Annotated in this window: 17 protein-coding genes; 9 read left to right on the plus strand and 8 right to left on the minus strand. The window is 59.3% G+C overall.

Going from position 1 to position 16,991, the window contains the following annotated elements; genetic code table 11:
• Positions 1–41: 41 nt before the first annotated feature.
• The 5 genes from mnmE to rpmH form a co-directional block, all read right to left on the minus strand.
• Entirely contained in the window at positions 42–1,406 is a 1,365-nt protein-coding gene (gene mnmE / locus ACJ8J5_RS17350) for a tRNA uridine-5-carboxymethylaminomethyl(34) synthesis GTPase MnmE (protein ID WP_147823459.1), read from the minus strand.
• A gap of 96 nt (positions 1,407–1,502) precedes the next feature.
• On the minus strand, positions 1,503–3,140 hold the full coding sequence (yidC, locus tag ACJ8J5_RS17355) for a membrane protein insertase YidC (protein WP_025304756.1): 1,638 nt from the start codon (positions 3,138–3,140) through the stop codon (positions 1,503–1,505).
• A gap of 2 nt (positions 3,141–3,142) precedes the next feature.
• A complete protein-coding gene (gene yidD, locus ACJ8J5_RS17360; protein ID WP_004933881.1) occupies positions 3,143–3,400 on the minus strand; it encodes a membrane protein insertion efficiency factor YidD in 258 nt (85 codons plus the stop codon).
• Entirely contained in the window at positions 3,364–3,723 is a 360-nt protein-coding gene (gene rnpA / locus ACJ8J5_RS17365) for a ribonuclease P protein component (protein WP_004933883.1), read from the minus strand. Before rnpA ends, yidD begins: the two co-directional genes overlap by 37 nt.
• 17 nt (positions 3,724–3,740) lie before the next feature.
• A complete protein-coding gene (rpmH, locus tag ACJ8J5_RS17370) occupies positions 3,741–3,881 on the minus strand; it encodes a 50S ribosomal protein L34 (protein WP_000831330.1) in 141 nt (46 codons plus the stop codon).
• A 682-nt stretch (positions 3,882–4,563) separates the two neighbouring features.
• On the opposite strand from rpmH, the gene dnaA reads away from it, so the two are divergent.
• The 5 genes from dnaA to yidA all read left to right on the plus strand — a co-directional run bounded on the left by dnaA (position 4,564) and on the right by yidA (position 11,568).
• A complete protein-coding gene (dnaA, locus tag ACJ8J5_RS17375; protein ID WP_071826153.1) occupies positions 4,564–5,958 on the plus strand; it encodes a chromosomal replication initiator protein DnaA in 1,395 nt (464 codons plus the stop codon).
• Between the two features lie 4 nt (positions 5,959–5,962).
• Entirely contained in the window at positions 5,963–7,063 is a 1,101-nt protein-coding gene (gene dnaN, locus ACJ8J5_RS17380) for a DNA polymerase III subunit beta (protein ID WP_004933892.1), read from the plus strand.
• A gap of 45 nt (positions 7,064–7,108) precedes the next feature.
• Complete coding sequence (gene recF, locus ACJ8J5_RS17385) at positions 7,109–8,194, plus strand: DNA replication/repair protein RecF (protein WP_025304758.1); 1,086 nt, start codon at positions 7,109–7,111, stop codon at positions 8,192–8,194.
• A gap of 18 nt (positions 8,195–8,212) precedes the next feature.
• A complete protein-coding gene (gyrB, locus tag ACJ8J5_RS17390; protein ID WP_025304759.1) occupies positions 8,213–10,627 on the plus strand; it encodes a DNA topoisomerase (ATP-hydrolyzing) subunit B in 2,415 nt (804 codons plus the stop codon).
• A 125-nt stretch (positions 10,628–10,752) separates the two neighbouring features.
• The gene (gene yidA, locus ACJ8J5_RS17395) at positions 10,753–11,568 is read left to right on the plus strand and encodes a sugar-phosphatase (protein ID WP_025304760.1); all 816 of its coding nucleotides are present in this window, start codon (positions 10,753–10,755) and stop codon (positions 11,566–11,568) included.
• Between the two features lie 25 nt (positions 11,569–11,593).
• On the opposite strand, the gene ACJ8J5_RS17400 is transcribed toward yidA, so the two are convergent.
• On the minus strand, positions 11,594–12,535 hold the full coding sequence (locus ACJ8J5_RS17400; protein WP_414104974.1) for an ornithine cyclodeaminase family protein: 942 nt from the start codon (positions 12,533–12,535) through the stop codon (positions 11,594–11,596).
• A complete protein-coding gene (locus tag ACJ8J5_RS17405; RefSeq protein ID WP_442520485.1) occupies positions 12,522–13,490 on the minus strand; it encodes a threonine/serine dehydratase in 969 nt (322 codons plus the stop codon). The genes ACJ8J5_RS17400 and ACJ8J5_RS17405 overlap by 14 nt, the downstream gene beginning before the upstream one ends.
• 36 nt (positions 13,491–13,526) lie before the next feature.
• Here ACJ8J5_RS17405 and ACJ8J5_RS17410 point away from each other — a divergent pair, with 36 nt between their 5' ends.
• Both ACJ8J5_RS17410 and ACJ8J5_RS17415 read left to right on the plus strand, forming a co-directional pair.
• The gene (locus ACJ8J5_RS17410) at positions 13,527–13,790 is read left to right on the plus strand and encodes a hypothetical protein (protein ID WP_197835767.1); all 264 of its coding nucleotides are present in this window, start codon (positions 13,527–13,529) and stop codon (positions 13,788–13,790) included.
• A gap of 164 nt (positions 13,791–13,954) precedes the next feature.
• Entirely contained in the window at positions 13,955–15,235 is a 1,281-nt protein-coding gene (locus ACJ8J5_RS17415) for a DUF3748 domain-containing protein (protein WP_414104976.1), read from the plus strand.
• Positions 15,236–15,265: 30 nt separating this feature from the next.
• On the opposite strand, the gene ACJ8J5_RS17420 is transcribed toward ACJ8J5_RS17415, so the two are convergent.
• A complete protein-coding gene (locus ACJ8J5_RS17420) occupies positions 15,266–15,613 on the minus strand; it encodes a YceK/YidQ family lipoprotein (RefSeq protein ID WP_016929593.1) in 348 nt (115 codons plus the stop codon).
• Between the two features lie 309 nt (positions 15,614–15,922).
• Between ACJ8J5_RS17420 and ibpA the strand changes: the two genes are divergently transcribed.
• Positions 15,923–16,336, plus strand: coding sequence for a small heat shock chaperone IbpA (gene ibpA / locus ACJ8J5_RS17425; protein ID WP_004933919.1), 414 nt, complete (start codon positions 15,923–15,925; stop codon positions 16,334–16,336).
• Positions 16,337–16,442: 106 nt separating this feature from the next.
• On the plus strand, positions 16,443–16,871 hold the full coding sequence (gene ibpB, locus ACJ8J5_RS17430) for a small heat shock chaperone IbpB (protein ID WP_004933922.1): 429 nt from the start codon (positions 16,443–16,445) through the stop codon (positions 16,869–16,871).
• Positions 16,872–16,991 lie beyond the last annotated feature (120 nt).

The raw sequence follows: 16,991 nt of genomic DNA on the forward strand, positions 1-16,991 counted from the left end.
TAACATGCGGGCGCCGAGTAGGATACGGCGCTCGCAGTCGATTATTTCCCGATACAGAAGCTGGAGAAGATACGGCCCAGCAGGTCGTCGGAGGTGAATTCGCCGGTGATTTCGCTCAGGGCCAGCTGTGCCTGGCGCAGCTCCTCGGCCAACAGCTCACCCGCGTAAGCGCTCACTAACTGTTCTTTGCCCTGCACCAGGTGCTGTGCCGCCAGTTCCAGCGCCTGCAGGTGGCGACGGCGCGCCAGGAAGCCGCCTTCCATATTGCTGGTGAAGCCCATGCTCTGTTTAAGATGATCGCGCAGCACATCGACGCCTTCGCCGGTGCGGGCCGACAGGCGAATAAGTGAGTGGTTGTTCACTTCTGTCAGACCCAGCGCTTCACCGGTGATGTCGGCCTTGTTGCGCACCACGGTGATCGGCAGCGTGCCCGGCAGGCGCGCCATAAATTCCGGCCAGATCTCAGCCGGCTCGGTGGCGGCGGTGGTGGTGCCGTCAACCATAAACAGCACTCGGTCGGCCTGTTCAATCTCGTTCCACGCACGTTCGATGCCGATGCGTTCCACTTCGTCGCTGGCGTCGCGCAGGCCGGCTGTATCGATGATGTGCAGCGGCATGCCGTCGATATGGATATGTTCGCGCAAGACGTCGCGGGTGGTGCCGGCGATATCGGTCACGATCGCCGCCTCGCGCCCGGCCAACGCATTGAGCAGGCTGGATTTACCGGCGTTGGGGCGCCCGGCTATCACTACCTTCATCCCTTCGCGCAGCAGGCTGCCCTGGCGCGCTTCACCGCGCACGTTGTCCAGATCCGCCATTACGTCGTTAAGCTGCGCCTCGATTTTACCGTCGGACAGGAAATCAATTTCCTCATCCGGGAAGTCGATTGCCGCTTCCACGTAGATTCGCAGGTGAGTGAGCGCTTCCACGAGCTGGTGGATGCGGGTGGAGAACGCACCCTGCAGCGAGTTCATCGCCGAACGCGCCGCCTGCTCGGAGCTGGCGTCGATCAGATCGGCAATCGCTTCGGCCTGCGCCAAATCGAGTTTGTCGTTGAGGAACGCGCGTTCGGAGAACTCGCCGGGCCGTGCGATGCGCACGTCAGGGAGCGCCAGCACGCGCTTGAGCAACAGATCGAGGATCACCGGCCCGCCGTGGCCCTGCAGTTCCAGCACGTCTTCGCCGGTAAAGGAGTTAGGCCCCGGGAACCACAGCGCGATGCCCTGATCGAGGGTGGCGCCCGTGGCGTCGCGGAACGGCAGATAGTCAGCGTAGCGCGGCTTCGGCAGCTTGCCGAGCAACGCCTGGGCGACGTCTTTGGCCTTGCTTCCGGAAATGCGCAGAATGCCGACGCCGCCGCGTCCCGGCGGGGTGGCTTGGGCAACGATGGTATCGGTGGTGCTCATAACGGTTCTCTCTGACGATTAAGATGCAAAAAGGCGGTCTAATGACCGCCTTTGGGGGGACTGCAAGGGTCGGCGCGCCGAACCCCTACAATACGCTTAGCTTTTTTTCTTGTCGCGGCTGTGCAGACCGCGTTTTTCCAGACCACGGTAAATCAGCTGCTGCTGCAGGATGGTCACCAGGTTACTGACGATGTAATACAGCACCAGACCGGACGGGAACCACAGGAAGAACACTGTGAAGATCACCGGCATGAAGGTCATGATTTTCTGCTGCATCGGGTCAGTCACGGTGGTTGGCGACATCTTCTGAATGAAGAACATCGTCACGCCCATCAGGATTGGCAGGATGTAGTACGGGTCTTGCGCCGACAGGTCATGGATCCATAGGGCGAACGGCGCGTGGCGCAGCTCGACCGAGCCCATCAGCATGTAGTACAGCGCCAGGAAGATCGGCATCTGAATGATCAGCGGCAGGCAGCCGCCGAGCGGGTTCACTTTCTCCGACTTGTACAGCGCCATCATCTCTTGGCTCATGCGCTGTTTGTCATCGCCGATGCGCTCGCGCATCGCCTGCAGCTTCGGCTGCAGCATGCGCATTTTCGCCATCGAGGTGTACTGCGCCTTGGTCAGCGGGTACATGATGCCGCGCACGATGAAGGTGATGATGATGATGGAGAAGCCCCAGTTACCGATAAAGCCGTGGATGAACTTCAGCAGTTTGAACAGCGGCTGGGAGATGAACCACAGCCAGCCGTAATCCACGGTCAGGTCCAGGTGCGGCGCCAACTGGGCCATCTGATCCTGCAGCTCCGGGCCGACCCACAGGGTCGCGTTCAGCTGCTGCTGAGCGCCCGGCTGCACCACGACCGGGGTAGATTTGAAGCCGATGGTGGACAGGTTGTCACCCGGTTTGGCGGTGTAGAAGGTGTTGTCACCCTTGGTCGCCGGTACCCACGCGGTGGCGAAGTACTGCTGCAGCATGGCGACCCAACCGTCTTTGGTGGTGACGCTCAGGTTTTCGTCTTTGTCGAACGCGTATTTCTGGTACTTGTCCTCGCTGGACGAGTACGCCGCGCCGCGGAAGGTGTGCAGCGCGAAGTTGCTGCTGCCGGTGTCGCGGTGCTTAGGCAATTCGGTGGTCTGCTTCAGTTGGCCGAACAGGGTCAGCTCCAGCGGCGTCGCGCCTTTGTTGTCGATGCTGTAATCCACGCCGACCGCATAGTGATTGCGTTTGAGCACGAAGGTCTTGGTGTAGATCGCGCCGTCTTTATCGGTGTAGGTCAGCGGGATGCGCAGCTCGTCCTGGCCTTCCGGCAGGGTGTAGCTGTCCTGCGCCGCCTGATACAGCGGGCGCTCGCCGTTGGCCGGGTTGTCCGGGCCGTTTTTACCGGTCAGGCCGCTTTGTGCCTGATAGACGAACGACGGAGTGGTTTCCAGCAGTTGGAACGGAGTCGATGAACCCAGAGTATCCGGGTAGGCCAACAGTTTAGCCTGCTCGATATCGCCACCACGGGTGTTGATGGTCAGTGACAGCACGTCGGTGTTCACGGTAATCAGCTTACCCTGACCACTGGCTGGCACGGCCTGGCTGGCGGCATCACCGGCTACTGCGTTCGAAGTCTGTTGCGTGGTCTGTGCGGCCGGCTGCGGAGCGTTGTCCGTTTGCCATGCCTGCCAGATCATGAAAGACACGAACAGCAGAGCGATGAGGAGAAGATTGCGTTGCGAATCCATCGTTAGTGTTCTCTGTTATCGTCGGTTTTTGGCGGCACCGGATCATCGCCACCTGGGTTCAAAGGGTGGCATTTTAATACGCGTTTCAATGCTAACCAACTGCCTTTTATCATGCCAAACCTGCTTAATGCCTCAATTGCGTAATGAGAGCATGTCGGCTGGAAGCGACAACGAGGCCCTAGCAGCGGACTGATGACGAGCTGATAGGCCCGCACCAGCCCGATCAGGATGCGGGAGCCTGGCGACAGTGGCGACGCCATAATTTATCCAAAGCTTCCGTCAGCGCGCGGTTATCCAAATCCGCTATCCCCTTTTTGGCCACCACGACAAAATCCATCGCCGGTAATTCGTGCTGACGCAGGCGGAAACTTTCGCGGGTTAGGCGTTTGATCCGATTACGCTCGTGCGCGCGTTTGACGTGTTTTTTGGCGACGGTAAGACCGATGCGGGGATGCCCCAGCTGGTTCAGGCGGCCGAGGATGGTGATTTGCGGCGTGCCAGCCCGTTGTGGCTGCTGGAAGACGAAAGTGAAATGAGTGGGAGTTAACAAACGTAACTCCCTGGGAAAAGCGAGCTTAACCACTCAGCGGGTTAGCTTTATTACTTAGAAACAGTCAGACGAGCACGGCCTTTCGCACGACGGCGGGCCAGAACTTGACGACCATTTTTGGTGGCCATACGAGCACGGAAACCGTGGCTACGGTTGCGCTTCAATACGGACGGTTGGAAAGTGCGTTTCATAGCGATTTCTACCTAAACTTAAAATAATTACTGATCAGTAAACGCGTTTGGCTACTCGGCGTGAAGATGACCGACGCCTCAATCGCAATACATAAAGAAGCGGGATTGTAATAATTGTACAGTCCTGAGTCAATTCGCATCGCGCCAGCCTACCTGGTTGTCTGCCAATAACGGAACAAAATCCGGTCTTGGCCCGTGGTCACCGCAGAATCCTGTCTGGCTAATGACGCACCATAAGGAACCAGGTATCACACGTAGGGCGAAGATTATACGGACTCGGGGTGAAATCGCAAGGATCCCCGTGAGATCCTTTGCGCGCGATCCCAGGATCCGACGTGGATAACAGGGTATAACCGGTTGACAATGTAAAAAACGCGGCGCAGCGGCCGGGATCTGCGCGGTCATTCGGTGTTGGCGGTGAAAAGATCGCCGCCGGCCGCGGCCTGTGGATAAAATGGATCTAATCTGTGAGGAAGGGGAGGATCTCTTGCTCGGATTGCGCTATGATCCGTCATTCCGATCGCGATCCCTCATGCCGGGATCGTGAGGGACACAAACCGTGAAAGGCGGTTCGCATCCCCCACAGGCAAACAGCCGATGCCGGGTATGTGTCAAAAATCATGAGTTATAAAAAAGTTGCCCGTTTCTTTTCTTTATTGATCTTGTTCGAGTGGAGTCCGCCGTGTCACTTTCGCTTTGGCAGCAGTGTCTTGCCCGATTGCAGGATGAGTTACCTGCCACAGAATTTAGTATGTGGATTCGCCCATTGCAGGCGGAACTGAGTGACAACACCCTGGCGCTGTACGCGCCTAACCGTTTTGTGCTGGATTGGGTTCGCGATAAGTACTTAAACAACATCAATGGTCTGCTGAATGATTTCTGCGGCACGGACGCGCCTTTGCTGCGTTTTGAAGTCGGCAGCAAGCCGATCACGCAGGTGATCAGCCAGACCGTGACCGCCAGCGTCAGCAGCGCCCCTGCGGCCCCGGCGGCGCGTACGGCTGCACCTTTGCGCCCGAGCTGGGACAACGCGGCGGCGCAGCCCGAGCTCTCTTACCGCTCCAACGTCAATCCTAAACACACCTTCGACAACTTCGTCGAGGGTAAGTCCAACCAGCTGGCGCGCGCGGCGGCTCGCCAGGTGGCGGACAATCCGGGCGGCGCCTACAACCCTTTGTTCCTGTATGGCGGTACCGGCCTGGGTAAAACTCACCTGCTGCACGCGGTCGGCAACGGCATCATGGCGCGCAAGGCCAACGCCAAAGTGGTCTACATGCACTCGGAACGCTTCGTGCAGGACATGGTCAAAGCGTTGCAAAATAATGCCATCGAAGAGTTTAAGCGCTACTACCGTTCGGTCGACGCCTTACTTATCGATGACATCCAATTTTTCGCCAACAAGGAGCGTTCGCAGGAAGAGTTCTTCCATACCTTTAACGCCCTGTTGGAAGGCAATCAGCAGATCATCCTGACCTCGGATCGCTACCCTAAAGAGATCAACGGGGTGGAAGATCGCTTGAAGTCCCGCTTCGGTTGGGGGCTGACGGTGGCGATCGAGCCGCCGGAGCTGGAAACCCGCGTGGCGATCCTGATGAAAAAGGCCGACGAAAACGACATTCGCCTGCCGGGCGAAGTGGCGTTCTTCATCGCCAAGCGCCTGCGTTCCAACGTGCGTGAGCTCGAAGGGGCATTGAACCGCGTGATCGCCAACGCCAACTTTACCGGCCGGGCTATCACCATTGATTTCGTGCGCGAAGCGCTGCGCGATCTGCTGGCGCTGCAGGAAAAGCTGGTCACCATCGACAATATCCAAAAGACGGTGGCGGAGTATTACAAGATTAAAGTCGCGGATTTGCTGTCCAAGCGGCGTTCGCGATCCGTTGCCCGCCCGCGCCAGATGGCGATGGCGCTGGCGAAGGAACTCACCAACCACAGTCTGCCGGAAATCGGCGATGCGTTTGGTGGCCGCGACCATACCACGGTGTTGCACGCCTGCCGGAAGATCGAGCAGCTGCGTGAGGAAAGTCACGACATCAAAGAAGATTTCTCCAATTTAATCAGAACATTATCTTCATAGCGCTATGAAATTTATCGTTGAACGTGAGCATCTGCTAAAACCGCTGCAACAGGTGAGCAGCCCGCTGGGCGGCCGCCCGACCTTGCCGATCCTGGGCAACCTGCTGTTGCAGGTGACGGAAGGCTCCCTGCTGCTGACTGGCACCGATCTGGAGATGGAGATGGTGGCGCGCGTCGCCCTGTCCCAACCGCATGAGCCGGGCGCGACCACCGTGCCTGCGCGCAAATTCTTTGATATCTGCCGTGGCCTGCCGGAAGGGGCGGAGATCGCCGTCACGCTGGAGAGCGAGCGCATGCTGGTGCGGTCCGGCCGCAGCCGTTTCTCACTGTCTACGCTGCCCGCGGCGGATTTCCCGAACCTGGATGACTGGCAGAGCGAGGTGGAATTTACCTTGCCGCAGGCGACGCTGAAGCGCCTGATCGAAGCTACCCAGTTCTCGATGGCCCATCAGGACGTGCGTTACTACCTGAACGGCATGCTGTTTGAAACCGAAGGCGAAGAGCTGCGCACCGTCGCGACCGACGGCCACCGCCTGGCGGTGTGCTCGATGCCGATCGGCCAGCAGCTGCCGTCGCATTCGGTGATCGTGCCGCGTAAAGGGGTGATGGAGCTGGTGCGCCTGCTGGACGGCGGCGATTCGCTGCTGCAGTTGCAGATCGGCAGCAACAACATCCGCGCCCACGTCGGCGATTTCATCTTCACGTCCAAGCTGGTTGACGGCCGTTTCCCGGACTATCGTCGCGTCTTGCCGAAGAACCCGGATAAAACGCTGGAAGCCGGCTGCGATCTGCTCAAGCAGGCGTTTGCCCGCGCGGCTATTCTCTCGAACGAGAAATTCCGCGGCGTGCGGCTGTATGTCAGCCAGAACCAGCTGAAGATCACCGCCAACAACCCGGAGCAGGAAGAGGCGGAAGAGATCCTCGACGTCAGCTACGACGGCGCGGAGATGGAGATCGGTTTCAACGTCAGCTACGTGCTGGACGTGTTGAACGCGCTCAAGTGTGAAGACGTGCGCCTGCTGTTGACCGACTCGGTCTCCAGCGTGCAGATCGAAGACGGCGCCAGCCAGGCGGCGGCCTACGTTGTCATGCCAATGCGGTTGTAGTCTCGTTACCTTGAATTACAGCACCGTCATCGGTAAAGAGATTGCATGGCTCTGACGCGTTTATTGATTAAAGACTTCCGCAATATCGAGGCGGCGGATTTGGCGCTAGCGCCGGGATTCAACTTCCTGGTTGGCGCCAACGGCAGCGGCAAGACCAGCGTGCTGGAAGCGGTGTATACGCTCGGCCACGGCCGCGCCTTTCGCAGCCTGCAGGCTGGTCGGGTGATTCGCCACGACCAACCGGAGTTCGTGTTGCATGGCCGCATCGAAGGTGCGGAGCGCGAGCTGTCGGTAGGATTGAGTAAGAGCCGTCAGGGTGACAGCAAAGTACGCATCGATGGCAGCGACGGCCACAAGGTGGCCGAGCTGGCGCAGCTGCTGCCCATGCAGCTGATCACCCCCGAAGGTTTTACCCTGCTGAACGGCGGGCCGAAATTCCGGCGCGCCTTCCTGGACTGGGGCTGTTTTCATAACGAACCCGGTTTTTTCACCGCCTGGAGCAACCTGAAACGGTTACTGAAGCAGCGCAATGCCGCGCTGCGCCAGGTGAGTCGCTATGCGCAGATCCGCGCTTGGGATCAGGAACTGATCCCGCTCGCGGAGCGCATCAGCGAATGGCGGGCGGAATACAGCGACGCGATCGCCGCGGATATCACCGCGACCTGTGCGCAGTTTCTGCCTGAATTCGGCCTGAGCTTCTCCTTCCAACGCGGCTGGGACAAAGAGAGCGACTACGGCGAGCTGCTGGAGCGCCAGTTTGAGCGCGACAGGGCGTTGACCTATACCGCGGTGGGGCCGCATAAAGCGGACTTTCGCATTCGTGCCGACGGCACGCCGGTAGAGGATTTGTTATCGCGCGGTCAGCTTAAGCTGCTGATGTGCGCGTTGCGCTTGGCGCAGGGTGAGTTTCTCACCCGGCAGAGCGGGCGGCGTTGCCTGTATCTGATTGATGATTTTGCCTCCGAGCTGGACACCGGCCGTCGCCGGTTGCTGGCCGATCGCCTGAAAGCCACCCAGGCCCAGGTTTTTGTCAGCGCAGTCAGCGCTGAACAAGTGACCGACATGGCCGGTGAAAAGGGCAAGATGTTCCGCGTGGAACAGGGTAAAATAGAGGTTCAACCACAGGACTAAAATGAGCGAGAAACGTTGATGTCGAATTCTTATGACTCCTCAAGTATCAAGGTATTAAAAGGGCTGGATGCGGTGCGCAAGCGCCCGGGCATGTATATCGGCGATACCGATGACGGCACCGGTCTGCACCACATGGTATTCGAGGTTGTGGACAACGCTATCGACGAAGCGCTCGCGGGCCACTGTAGTGACATTCAGGTCACCATCCATGCCGACAACTCGGTATCGGTGCAGGATGACGGCCGCGGCATTCCGACCGGCATTCACCCTGAAGAAGGGGTTTCAGCCGCAGAGGTCATCATGACCGTGCTGCACGCCGGCGGTAAATTCGACGACAACTCCTATAAAGTTTCCGGCGGCCTGCACGGCGTGGGCGTCTCGGTGGTTAACGCCCTGTCGGAGAAACTGGAGCTGGTGATCCGCCGCGAAGGCAAAGTGCACGAACAAACTTACAGCCACGGCGAGCCGCAGGCGCCGCTGAACGTGGTGGGCGAAACCGAGCAGACCGGCACCATGGTGCGCTTCTGGCCGAGCCACCAGACCTTCACCAATGTGACCGAATTCGAGTATGACATTCTGGCCAAGCGTCTGCGCGAGCTGTCCTTCCTCAACTCCGGCGTGTCTATCCGCCTGAAGGACAAGCGTACCGACCGTGAAGACCACTTCCATTACGAAGGCGGCATCAAGGCGTTTGTCGAGTACCTGAACAAGAACAAAACCCCGATCCACCCGAACGTGTTCTACTTCTCGACCGTGAAAGACGACATCGGCGTGGAAGTGGCGCTGCAGTGGAACGACGGTTTCCAGGAAAACATCTACTGCTTCACCAACAACATCCCGCAGCGCGACGGCGGCACGCACCTGGTCGGTTTCCGTACCGCGATGACCCGTACGCTGAACAGCTACATGGAGAAGGAAGGCTACAGCAAGAAGGCCAAGGTCAGTGCCACCGGCGATGACGCACGTGAAGGCCTGATCGCCGTGGTCTCGGTGAAGGTGCCGGATCCGAAGTTCTCTTCTCAGACCAAGGACAAGCTGGTCTCTTCCGAGGTGAAAACCGCGGTTGAAACGCTGATGAACGAGAAGCTGGTGGATTACCTGATGGAGAATCCAGGCGACGCGAAAATCGTGGTCGGCAAAATCATCGACGCGGCGCGCGCGCGCGAAGCGGCGCGTAAAGCGCGTGAGATGACCCGCCGCAAAGGCGCACTGGATCTGGCCGGCCTGCCGGGCAAGCTGGCGGACTGCCAGGAACGCGACCCGGCGTTGTCCGAACTGTACCTGGTGGAAGGGGACTCCGCGGGCGGCTCTGCCAAGCAGGGGCGCAACCGCAAGAACCAGGCTATCTTGCCGCTGAAGGGGAAAATCCTCAACGTCGAGAAAGCGCGTTTCGACAAAATGCTCTCCTCGCAGGAAGTGGCGACGCTGATCACCGCGCTGGGTTGCGGCATCGGCCGCGACGAGTACAGCCCGGACAAGCTGCGTTATCACAGCATCATTATCATGACCGATGCCGACGTCGACGGTTCGCACATCCGTACGCTGCTGTTGACCTTCTTCTATCGCCAGATGCCGGAAATCATCGAGCGTGGCCACGTGTTCATCGCACAGCCGCCGCTGTACAAGGTGAAGAAAGGTAAGCAAGAGCAGTACATCAAAGATGACGAGGCGATGGATCAGTACCAGATCGCTATTGCGATGGACGGCGCTACGCTGCACACCAATGCCAGCGCACCGGCGCTGGGTGGCGAACAGCTGGAAAAACTGGTGGCTGAGCACTATGGCGTGCAGAAGCTGATCGGCCGCATGGAGCGCCGCTACCCGCGCGCGCTGCTGAACAGCCTGATCTATCAGCCGACGCTGAACGAAGGCGATCTCAGCGATGAAGCCAAGGTGAAAACCTGGATTGCTTCGCTGGTGCAGGCGCTGAACGACAAAGAGCAGCACGGCAGCAGCTATGACTTCGTTATCTTCGAGAACCGCGAGCGCCAGATGTTCGAGCCGGCGCTGCGCATCCGCACCCACGGCGTGGATACCGACTATAAGCTGGACTTCGACTTCATCCACGGCGGCGAATACCGCAAGATCTGTCAGCTGGGCGAGAAGCTGCGCGGGCTGGTCGAAGAGGGCGCGTTCATCGAGCGCGGCGAACGCCGTCAGCCGGTAGACAGCTTCGAGCAGGCGTTGGAGTGGCTGGTGAAAGAGTCGCGCCGCGGCCTGTCGGTGCAGCGTTATAAAGGTCTGGGCGAGATGAACCCGGAGCAGCTGTGGGAAACCACCATGGATCCTGAAAGCCGCCGTATGCTGCGCGTGACCGTCAAGGATGCCATCGCTGCCGATCAGCTGTTCACCACGCTGATGGGCGATGCGGTTGAACCGCGCCGCGCCTTTATCGAAGAAAACGCCCTGAAAGCGGCGAACATCGATATCTGATGCGTTAATGGCTGTGAAAATCCGCGCCGGGCGACCCGCGCGGATTTTTTTTGCGCCTTTTTTGGCGCTGACAGCCGAGGCTGAAACGCGTTAGCATGGGAAAAAACCACTGGGAGAAGCGTTGAATGGCTATTGAACTGATTGCGATCGACATGGACGGCACGTTGCTGGATCCGCAGCACCAAATCACGCCGGCGGTAAAGCAGGCTATCGCGGCGGCGCGGCGCAAAGGGGTGCATGTGGTGTTGGCCACCGGGCGGCCTTATGTCGGCGTGCAGGATTATCTGCGCCAGTTGGACATTCAGGGCCCCGGCGATTTCTGTATCACCTATAACGGCGCGCTGGTGCTGCGTGCGGTTGACGGCGCCTGCATTCTGCAAGAAACGCTGGGCTTTGAGGATTATCTGCACTTTGAGCAGATGGCGCGCGAGTTCGGCGTTCACTACCAGGCGTTTGATTTCGATACCCTGTATACCCCGAACAAGGATATCGGCAAGTACACCATACACGAGGCGGAAATGACCGGCATTCCGCTGAAATACCGCAGCGTGGAAGAGATGGATCGCCAGATGCGGTTCCCTAAAGTGATGATGATCGACGAGCCGGAGCTGTTGGACCGCGCTATCGCGCGCATCCCGGCGGAAACGCGCGAGCGTTATACCATCCTGAAAAGCGCGCCTTATTTCCTCGAGATCCTGCACAAGAACGTCGATAAGGGCGCCGGGGTGAGAATGCTGGCCGAGCATTTGGGTGTGGCGCGGGAAAACATCATGACGCTGGGGGATCAGGCCAACGATACGGCGATGATCGAATATGCCGGCGTCGGCGTAGCGATGGGCAACGCCATTCCCGAACTGAAAGCGGTGGCGCAGTTTGTCACCAGCGCCAATACAGAGGACGGCGTGGCGCGCGCTATCGAGAAGTTCGTGCTCAACGCCTGATAACGCGGGGCGCTGCGGCGCCCCTTTATACTTTCGCCAACACCCCTTTGGCGATCTGCAGATCCTGAATCGCCAAGCCGGTGAGATCGGCGATGGTGATGTGCTGCGGCTCGCGTCGTACCCGCCCTCCCTGCGCCAAGACGGCGCCCATTTCGACGATTGGCGTTGAAATCAGCCTGTTTTGCCGATAAGCCGTCGCGATCTCGCCATAGTCCGCGCACTGCGTCAGGGCATCGACCAGCAGCGCGTCTGCGTTGGCCACCAGCTCGGTCGCCAGTTCCTGTTTGCCGGGCGCGTCGGCGCCCACGGCGGTGATGTGCGTGCCGGGCCGAATATCCGCCGCCTGCAATATCGGTTCGCGGCTGGGCGTGGTAGTCACGATCAGCCGACAGTGCGCTGCCAGTTCCGCCGCATTCTGCGTAACCCGCACCCGAAAACCCTCGGCTTCGGCATCGCGCCGATACGCCGCCAGCGCCTGTTCGTCTCGTCCCCACACCCATACGTCTCGGCAATCGGTCACCGGTTTCAGGCATTGCAGCTGCAGCCGCGCCTGCAGACCCGTGCCGACCATGCCGATCGCCTGAATATGCGGCGGCGCGCACAGCTCGGCGGCGATGCGGCCGGCCAGGGCGGTGCGCAACGCGGTCAGCCAACCTTCATCCTGCAGCAGCGCCTGCGGTTCGCCGGTCTGGGCGGAGAACGCCATCACCAGCCCCTGATTGCTCGGCAGGCCGTGTTCGGCGTTGCGATAGAAACCGGCGGAGATCTTGACCACGAACAGTTCGTCCTCTTCCAACCAGGCGGACTTGATGCAGCAGTCGCCGTCGGCCCGCTCGAACAGGAAATGCTGCACCGGCGGTTGTTGCACTCGCTGTTGCGAGTAGGCGATAAAACCCTGCTTCAGCAGCGGCGTTATGGTCTCGGCGTCGAACGCGGCGAGGATTTGCTGCCGATTAAGGATGTGCATCGGCGATGGCCTTGAGGTATTTCTCCAGCACGATGTTCTTGCCGCACAGTACCACCGCCACCTTTTTACCTTGGTATTCCGGCGCCAGTTTGATCGCCGCCGCCAGCGCCACGCCGGCCGCGCCTTCGATAATCCAGCGATCGCTGGCGGCGATCCGGCGCATCGCGTGTTTGATCTCTGCCTCGCTAACCAGCACTTTGCGGTCGATCAGCTGTTGGCACAGCGGAAAGGTCACGGCGCCCGGCTCGACGCCGCCGGCGGTGCCGTCGGACAGGGTTTCTTGCTCTTCCACCGGGAAGATATGGCCCGCTTCCAACGCGCTGTACAGGCTGGTGGCGTTTTCCGGCCAGCAGGCGATAAGCTGCGTGTTCGGCGACAGTTGCCGCAGAACGGTGCCGATGCCGGCGATATAGCCACCGCCGCCCACCGCCACGAACACCGCGTCCAGATCGGTGAGTTGTTCAACCAGCTCCATGCCGCAGGTGCCCTGGCCGGCGATCACCTGCTCGTCGTTATACGGCGAGATATAGGTTTTTTCCTGTTCGCGTGCGGCCTGTTCCCCCGCCAGTTCGGCGTTCAGCGCATCGCCCGGCACCAATTCCACGGTGCCGCCCAGTGCACGAATGGTGTCGAGCTTGATGCTCGCGGCCGTCTTTGGCGCATAAACCGTGACGCCAACCCCCATCAGGTACCCCGCCAGGGCGACCGCTTGGCCGTGGTTGCCGGTTGAGGCGGCGATCACGCCGCGCCGGCGTTGCTCGTTATCCAGCAGCCGCAGCTTGTTGCTGGCGCCGCGAAATTTAAAGGAACCGGTGTGCTGCAGGTGATCGCATTTCAAATACAGCTCGCAGCCCAATTGCTGAGAAAGCAGTACGCTGCGCTCCAATGGCGTGACCCGCACCTGAGGGCGCAGTTGCTGATGGGCAGAAACAATGGCATCGAAGAGGGGATTCATACCGGCTCCAGAATGTATTGGACTTAAAAATCCAGTTTGTACTTTTTTGTATTGATTGTAAACCCCGTCGGGCAACCCGGCCAGAAAGCGGAAATGGCCGGGGTACGGCATCGCGTATGCGGTGAAAATAAACATTACTGGGCGTTTAGCGGCACGATTTTTTATTTATTTGCGTTAAGAAAGGCGCTGCCGCTGAATTATTTTGATCAAGTAAATGAGAATGAAAAAATAGCGCTCGCGGCATCTGCCTATACGGCATGGGCACCGCTGAGTTTCACTGCCTGGAATACGGCCGGCTAGCCGGGCGTTTATTTCCTGCCGGCGTCGTCGATAGGTTTAACGGATAAGTCTCATGGAAATTTCGACGCGGGAAAGCCCCCGGCTCGTCCTCGCCGGCCATATGAAACGCGGCTGTCGATCCGGTAAGATGGCCGTTCAGTGCCAGCATGCGCAGGAGAGCCGCCATGAGCCATCGGGAAAAACAACTGACTTTCGACCCACGCGGGCATCAGTTAACCAATATCAACGTCTGGACGCCGGACAGCCAATGGCTGGCTTATGACGTGCGCCCGCGCGGCGCCTCTTTCACCGGCCTGAGCATCGAGCGGGTTAACGTCGCCAGCGGCGCGGTGGAAGTGGTTTATCGCGCCCAGCACGGCGCACACGTCGGTGTGGTCACGGTCAGCCCCGATGCGCCGGCGCGTTACGTCTTCATCCACGGCCCGGAACACCCGGACAGCGCCTGGCAGTATGATTTTCATCACCGCCGCGGGGTGATCGTCAGCGAACCGGATCGCGAGTTGGCCATTACCCTCGACGCGCTGGATATCACGGCGCCCTACACGCCCGGTGCGCTGCGCGGCGGCAGCCATGTGCACGTTTTCAGCCCGGACGGCAGCCGCCTCAGCTTTACCTACAACGATCACGTGATGCATGAATGCGATCCGGCGCGCGATCTGCGCAACGTCGGCGTGGCTGTGCCGCTGCACGGGGTCAATCCGCCGAAACAGCATCCCCGTGAGTATGACGGCAGCCACTATTGCGTGCTGGTCAGCGAGACCGTGCCGCAGCCGCAGCCGGGCAGCGATCAGATCAATCGCGCCTACGAAGAGGGCTGGATTGGCCGCGAAGGTTACCGTAAGGCCGACGGCAGTCGGCAGCGTTGGGCGCTGGCGTTCATCGGCGATACGCTGTCCGCCGCCGGCGAGAAACTGCCGGAGGTGTTTATCGTCGATCTGCCGGAGAACGACGCCGACTACGCCAGGGCGGGCGCTTTGCCGCTGCAGGGGACGGAAAGCGAGCTGCCGGCGCCGCCGCTTGGCGTCAGGCAGCGGCGGGTGACCTTTACCGGGGATCGTCGTTTTCCGGGCGTCGCCGGCGCGCCGCGCCATTGGCTGCGCAGCTCGCCGGACGGCAGCCAGATAGCTTTTCTGATGAAGGATGACGGCGGCGTGGTGCAACTGTGGACGGTGTCGCCGAACGGCGGTGAGCCGCGCCAGGTCAGCCGCGGCGAGCATGACATCCAGTCGGCGTTCAGCTGGCACCCGCAGGGCGGGACGATAGCCCTGGTGTGTGACAACAGCGTGATGCTGTGTGAGGTCGCCAGCGGCCGCCTGCAGCGTTTAACGCAGCGCAGCGTGCAGCCGCCGTCGGGGGATGCCGTGGTGTTTTCGCCGGATGGCAAGAAAGTGGCATTTATGCGCGAGATTGCCGGATTCAACCAGATCTTTGTGGTTGAGGCGTAAGGCGGGCCTGATGGCCCGCTGCGTGCGTGATTAGTGTGTGGCGGTGCTGTCGTTGCCCTCGCCGGGGTTGCCGGTTGCAGCCAGATTCTGTTGCTCGCTGCGCAGGATGCGCGCTTTTGGCGAGTCTGCGGTGGCGTCATTGCCTGAACGCAGATAGTCGTAAGGCAGCAGCACGGTATCCATCACTGCGGAGAACGGCAGATCCAGCGCCACCAGCGGCATCATCGCCCAACTGGTGTTGTCGTCCTTCAGCATGTCCACGCTGGCGCGGGTGCCGGGATAGTAACCCTGATTCGGGCCGGTATGGCTCATCACGCTGGAGCAACCGCTGGTCGCCAACAACATGCAGCCCGTCGCTATCGCTTTCATCGTCGTCATTAATCCATCCTGCAGGGTTGCTGTGCCCCTAAATTAAGCTGATTTATAACATCCTGTTGCTGCTTTAAAAGAAGCAAAATCCCGCTCTGTGGCGGCTCTCTCACTTTAGTGTAAGTGGTAAAAAAACTTTCACCTAACCGAAAAGCGCTTTTTTTGATCCTCGCCCGTTGAATTGATGAAATCAACCCCCATTTTATCATCAGAGCCGGATTGAGAATTTGCCGTAAGGGAATTCTGGCTTAATTAGCCTGTCCAGAATGGAAGGCGTATTTATTTCAACCTCGCTGAAGTGCCTTAGGAGGCTGTTTTATGCGTAATTTCGATCTTTCTCCGCTATACCGTTCCGCCATTGGTTTCGATCGCCTGTTCAACGCGCTGGAGGCCGGCCAGAGCCAGGGCAACGGCGGTTATCCCCCTTATAATGTCGAGCTGGTGGACGAAAATCATTATCGCATCGCCATTGCGGTAGCCGGGTTTGCCGAGCAGGAGCTGGAGATCACCACGCAAGATAATCTGCTGATCGTGCGCGGTGCGCACAATAACGAACCGGCAGAAAAAACCTATTTATATCAGGGCATCGCTGAGCGTAATTTCGAGCGTAAATTCCAGCTGGCTGAACATATTCAAATTAAAGGCGCCAAACTGGAAAACGGCCTGCTGTATATCGATATGCAGCGCATCGTGCCGGAAACATTAAAACCGCGCCGTATCGAAATTAAATAATTCCCTTTTCGCCGGCAGGAACGCTGTCGGCAAATATGCAGTAACAATCCGCCTGCCGTCAGGGGGCTGAATAAACACATCTCGCTTAATGAAAGGAGTTGTTCCTATGCGTAATTACGATCTATCCCCGCTTCTGCGTCAATGGATTGGTTTTGATAAACTGGCCAGTTCCATGGGGGGCCAGGAACCCCAGGGGTTCCCGCCGTATAACATCGAGAAAAGCGATGACAATCACTACCGCATTTCTCTGGCGCTGGCCGGTTTCCGGCAGAGCGAGCTGAATATCGAAGTGGAAGGGCCGCGGCTGACCGTCAGCGGTAAACCCACGCCGCCGGAAAAACAGGTCGAGTACCTGCATCAGGGGTTGGTGTGCAAAGAGTTCCAGCTGACCTTCACTCTGGCGGAACACCTGCAGGTATCCGAGGCCAAATTTGAAAATGGCCTGTTGCACATCGATCTGGTGCGTCAGGTGCCGGAAGCCTTGCAGCCTCAGCGCATTGCCATCGGCGCGACGCCGGAGCTGGAAGCCAAATAACCGACTGAAAAACGGTCATCATCATGCGGGGGAGATCCAGACGGATCTCCCCCGTTGCGTTATGTGGCGCACGCCACAGTCCCCCCGTCTGCCCGATGCCATAATCCTTGTTAATTGTGT

Origin of the sequence: Serratia sp. CY43202 (assembly GCF_052168755.1) — a bacterium.
GTDB classification, from domain to species: domain Bacteria; phylum Pseudomonadota; class Gammaproteobacteria; order Enterobacterales; family Enterobacteriaceae; genus Serratia; species Serratia bockelmannii.